The sequence below is a fragment of the Citrobacter sp. EC_71 genome (assembly GCF_019584005.1).
Classification (GTDB): Bacteria; Pseudomonadota; Gammaproteobacteria; order Enterobacterales; family Enterobacteriaceae; genus Citrobacter; species Citrobacter werkmanii.
In genome coordinates, this window is the sequence record NZ_VDAY01000047.1 from 1 (window position 1) to 4,487 (window position 4,487).

A 4,487-nucleotide genomic window follows, 5' to 3' on the forward strand; every position below is an offset into this window, starting at 1 on the left:
GGCTGTAGCGCGGTGGTCCCACCTGACCCCATGCCGAACTCAGAAGTGAAACGCCGTAGCGCCGATGGTAGTGTGGGGTCTCCCCATGCGAGAGTAGGGAACTGCCAGGCATCAATTAAGTGAAGAAGCCCATCCTGCCGGATGGGCTTTTTTGCGTCTGTGCGAAATGAAACCTGCCGGGTCCGGCCTACCAAAGCAACTTCCCCTCGCATCCATAACACAAGCCATCCTGCGGCATATGCGGTAAACTAAGTGCGATTTTGCATCAGGAAAGCGTTTATGAATCACTCCCTTAAAGCCTGGAACACCTTCGGTATCGATCAACAAGCTAATGAGCTTGTCTGCGCCGAAAATGAGCAACAACTGCTGAATGCCTGGCAATCAGCGAATGCATCACATCATCCAGTACTGATCCTGGGCGAGGGGAGTAACGTCCTGTTTCTCGATACCTTCCATGGAACGGTGATCGTCAATCGAATCAAGGGTATTGAGATCACAGAACAACCTGAGGCGTGGCATCTGCACGTAGGTGCCGGTGAGAACTGGCATCATTTGGTACAGCACACGCTGCAAGAAGGTATGCCTGGGCTGGAAAATCTGGCACTCATTCCCGGATGCGTCGGTTCATCTCCCATTCAGAATATTGGTGCTTATGGTGTGGAGCTGCAGCGTGTCTGTGAATATGTGGACTGTGTTGAACTGTCAACCGGCAAACATCTGCGCGTCAGCGCCGCGGAATGCCGTTTTGGTTACCGTGACAGCATCTTCAAGCATGAATACCAGGATCGTTTCGCAATTGTTGCCGTTGGTCTGCGCTTGCCTAAACAGTGGCAGCCCGTTCTCACTTATGGCGACCTGACTCGTCTGGATCCCGCAACCGTGACGCCTCAGCAGGTTTTTGATTCTGTCTGTCATATGCGCACAACAAAGCTGCCCGACCCGAAAGTTAACGGTAATGCGGGTAGTTTCTTTAAAAACCCGGTTGTTACAGCGCACGTTGCGCAGGAACTGCTGGCTAAATTCCCGACCGCGCCTCATTACCCACAGGTTGATGGTTCAGTGAAACTGGCTGCCGGCTGGCTTATCGATCAATGCCAGCTAAAAGGCATGCGTATTGGTGGTGCAGCGGTACATCAGCAGCAAGCACTGGTACTGATCAATGCAGACCGTGCGACCAGTCAGGATGTGGTGCAACTAGCGCATCATGTACGCCAAAACGTCGGTGAGAAATTCAATGTCTGGCTTGAACCTGAGGTCAGATTTATTGGCCCACAGGGTGAAGTGAATGCTGTGGAGATCATCGCATGAAAGATAATACCGTCCCCCTGACGCTTATTTCCTTGTTAGCCGATGGTGAATTTCATTCCGGTGAGCAGCTTGGTGAACAGCTGGGAATGAGCCGCGCGGCAATCAACAAGCATGTTCAGACGCTACGCGACTGGGGCGTTGATGTATTTACTGTTCCCGGTAAAGGATACAGCTTACCTGAGCCTATCCAGTTATTAGACTCATCACTGATTCATTCTCAGTTGGATAGGGGGAATGTCACGGTTCTGCCGGTTATCGACTCAACCAACCAGTACCTGATGGACCGCATTGGTCAACTGGAGTCAGGGGATGCCTGCGTCGCTGAGTATCAGCAGGCCGGTCGTGGCCGTCGCGGACGTAAGTGGTTCTCGCCGTTTGGCGCCAATCTGTATCTCTCAATGTTCTGGCGACTAGAGCAAGGACCGGCAGCCGCAATTGGTTTGAGTCTGGTGATTGGTATTGTCATGGCGGAGGTTTTACGCGATCTGGGTGCGGATAAAGTTCGCGTGAAATGGCCGAACGATCTCTATCTGCTCGATCGTAAACTGGCCGGAATTTTGGTTGAACTCACGGGTAAGACGGGCGATGCCGCGCAAATTGTTATCGGTGCGGGTATTAACATGGCCATGCGCCGGGTAGAAGAGAATGTCGTTAATCAGGGCTGGATTAATCTCCAGGAAGCGGGAATTAATATTGACCGCAATACCCTTGCTGCCCGACTGATCCGCGAGCTGCGTGCTGCGCTGGTACTGTTTGAACATGAGGGCCTGGCACCTTATCTGTCCCGCTGGAAGAAGTTGGACAACTTTATCGACCGTCCGGTAAAACTCATTATTGGCGATAAAGAAATATTTGGGGTATCGCGTGGAATAGATGCACAAGGCGCATTATTGCTTGAACAAAATGGCGTGATAAAACCCTGGATGGGCGGAGAAATATCGCTCAGAGGCGCCGAATAATAATAAGGGGAGCTGCGGCTCCCCTTATTAATTTATTTACGTAGCCTGACCTCTTCAACGGCATGATTGGCGCTTTTGGTCATAATCAAGCTGGCTCGCTCACGCGTTGGTAAAATATTTTGTTTTAAATTCAGCCAGTTAATCTCTTTCCATAACGATGTAGCTGTGTTGATTGCCTCATCTTCCGACAATTTCGCATAATTATGGAAATAAGAGTCTGGGTTGGTAAATGCCCCTTCGCGGAATTTCAGGAAGCGGTTGATATACCACGTCTGGAGTAATTCTTCTGGCGCATCAACATAAATAGAAAAGTCGACAAAATCAGAAACAAATACATGATGTGGATCGTGAGGATAATCCATCCCGCTCTGTAATACATTAAGCCCTTCGAGTATTAATATGTCAGGCTGGGCAACGGTTTTGTCGCCATCAGGGATCACATCATAGATAAGATGAGAGTAGACTGGCGCCGTGACGTTAGGTACGCCTGACTTCAAATCGGAAACGAATTTAACCAGGCGGTGCATATCATAGGACTGAGGGAAGCCTTTCTTCTTCATGAGTCCACGATCTTTCAACACCTGATTAGGATGAAGAAAACCGTCGGTCGTAATCAACTCAACCTTACGATGCTCAGGCCAGCGACTCAACAGTGCCTGTAAAACACGAGCTGTGGTGCTTTTGCCAACGGCGACGCTGCCAGCAATGCTAATAATATAAGGAATACGCTCGCCGTTAGTGCCTAAAAATTGCTCCAGTACTGCCTGACGTCGCAGGTTCGAACTGATGTAAAAATTTAGCAAACGCGATAGAGGCAAATAAATTTCGGCAACTTCTTCCAGCGACAAGTCTTCGTTAATGCCTTTCAGACGAGCAATCTCTTCCTCGGTCAGGGTCATTGGCACGGAATCACGAAGCGCAGCCCACTGGTTGCGATCAAACTGTAGGTAAGGCGACGTTAACGCTTGCTCTTTTATACTCATACGCATGGTCTGGCTGTCATTGCTATATCAGGTCTGCGGTAAAAAAACGAAATCATCCCCGGCACGCAATGGCACGCACATTTCAGTTAATTTGGACAATGGGCAGGAGGGTAACACCAGATGAGGGGGAATAATAAGAAAAAATCATCCCCTGAAAAGCAATGTGACGGCTATTCCAGATGTATAAAGAGGTACTTTCTCTCTATGGATGAGCGCATGGCGGCGCAAAACTTGCCTTTGGAAGGGTGGGCGCCGTTGGAAATTTGTCCAATCATACGAAGAAATAGATTATTTATCGGACGTATAGTGCAAAATGTGAGCGATAGAACATTTTATGCAATTTTTTAGTTGCATGAGTGCGCAGGTCTCCATAAAATGCGCGCTACTTGATGCCGACTTAGCTCAGTAGGTAGAGCAACTGACTTGTAATCAGTAGGTCACCAGTTCGATTCCGGTAGTCGGCACCATCAAGTCCGGTGGGGTTCCCGAGCGGCCAAAGGGAGCAGACTGTAAATCTGCCGTCACAGACTTCGAAGGTTCGAATCCTTCCCCCACCACCACTTTCTGGCAGCGTTATCGCCGCCTGAGTTGGTTAAAAAATTAATCAGCTCGAACATAAAAGAGAGAAATCTCTTTTTTGTTACAGAAAGAACTGGGTAGCCGAGTTTCAGGATGCGGGCATCGTATAATGGCTATTACCTCAGCCTTCCAAGCTGATGATGCGGGTTCGATTCCCGCTGCCCGCTCCAGACGTGCTGATATGGCTCAGTTGGTAGAGCGCACCCTTGGTAAGGGTGAGGTCCCCAGTTCGACTCTGGGTATCAGCACCACTTCACTTCTCCTTCCCGTTTCTCTCTGTTTACTTTTAAAAGCATTCAACAGCTCAGGTATATTGCCTGGTTGATGTGGTGATATCACCGATTTATCCGTGTCTTAGAGGGACAATCGATGTCTAAAGAAAAATTTGAACGTACTAAACCGCACGTTAACGTCGGTACTATCGGCCACGTTGACCATGGTAAAACAACGCTGACCGCTGCAATCACTACCGTACTGGCTAAAACCTACGGCGGTGCTGCTCGTGCATTCGACCAGATCGATAACGCGCCGGAAGAAAAAGCTCGTGGTATCACCATCAACACTTCTCACGTTGAATATGACACCCCGACTCGCCACTACGCACACGTAGACTGCCCGGGCCACGCCGACTATGTTAAAAACATGATCACCGGTGCTG

4 protein-coding genes, 4 tRNA genes, 1 rRNA gene and 1 pseudogene are annotated in these 4,487 nt (G+C 49.4%); 8 read left to right on the top strand and 2 right to left on the bottom strand.

Translation table 11 applies throughout. The features are described 5' to 3' along the window. The 3 genes from rrf to birA all read left to right on the top strand — a co-directional run. Positions 1–110: ribosomal RNA gene (rrf, locus tag FHD02_RS23860) — 5S ribosomal RNA — on the top strand; the annotation flags it as partial. Positions 111–279: 169 nt separating this feature from the next. Next, positions 280–1,308, top strand: coding sequence for a UDP-N-acetylmuramate dehydrogenase (gene murB / locus FHD02_RS23865; RefSeq protein ID WP_137371368.1), 1,029 nt, complete (start codon positions 280–282; stop codon positions 1,306–1,308). Next, on the top strand, positions 1,305–2,267 hold the full coding sequence (gene birA, locus FHD02_RS23870) for a bifunctional biotin--[acetyl-CoA-carboxylase] ligase/biotin operon repressor BirA (RefSeq protein WP_220394378.1): 963 nt from the start codon (positions 1,305–1,307) through the stop codon (positions 2,265–2,267). Before murB ends, birA begins: the two co-directional genes overlap by 4 nt. A 32-nt stretch (positions 2,268–2,299) precedes the next feature. On the opposite strand, the gene coaA is transcribed toward birA, so the two are convergent. Both coaA and FHD02_RS24610 read right to left on the bottom strand, forming a co-directional pair. Continuing rightward, a complete protein-coding gene (gene coaA, locus FHD02_RS23875; protein WP_032940924.1) occupies positions 2,300–3,250 on the bottom strand; it encodes a type I pantothenate kinase in 951 nt (316 codons plus the stop codon). A 291-nt stretch (positions 3,251–3,541) separates the two neighbouring features. Continuing rightward, positions 3,542–3,622 (bottom strand): annotated as a pseudogene (locus FHD02_RS24610) (hypothetical protein); the annotation flags it as partial. Between the two features lie 19 nt (positions 3,623–3,641). Between FHD02_RS24610 and FHD02_RS23880 the strand changes: the two are divergent. From FHD02_RS23880 to FHD02_RS23900, 5 genes are all read left to right on the top strand, one after another. Then, positions 3,642–3,717 (top strand) — tRNA-Thr (locus tag FHD02_RS23880). Positions 3,718–3,725: 8 nt separating this feature from the next. Further along, positions 3,726–3,810, top strand: a tRNA-Tyr gene (locus FHD02_RS23885). 114 nt (positions 3,811–3,924) lie between these two features. Next, positions 3,925–3,999: transfer RNA gene (locus tag FHD02_RS23890), tRNA-Gly, on the top strand. 5 nt (positions 4,000–4,004) lie between these two features. Continuing rightward, positions 4,005–4,080, top strand: a tRNA-Thr gene (locus tag FHD02_RS23895). 118 nt (positions 4,081–4,198) lie between these two features. After that, positions 4,199–4,487 (top strand): GTP-binding protein (locus FHD02_RS23900; protein WP_000031683.1); only part of this gene is annotated, 289 nt, incomplete at its 3' end.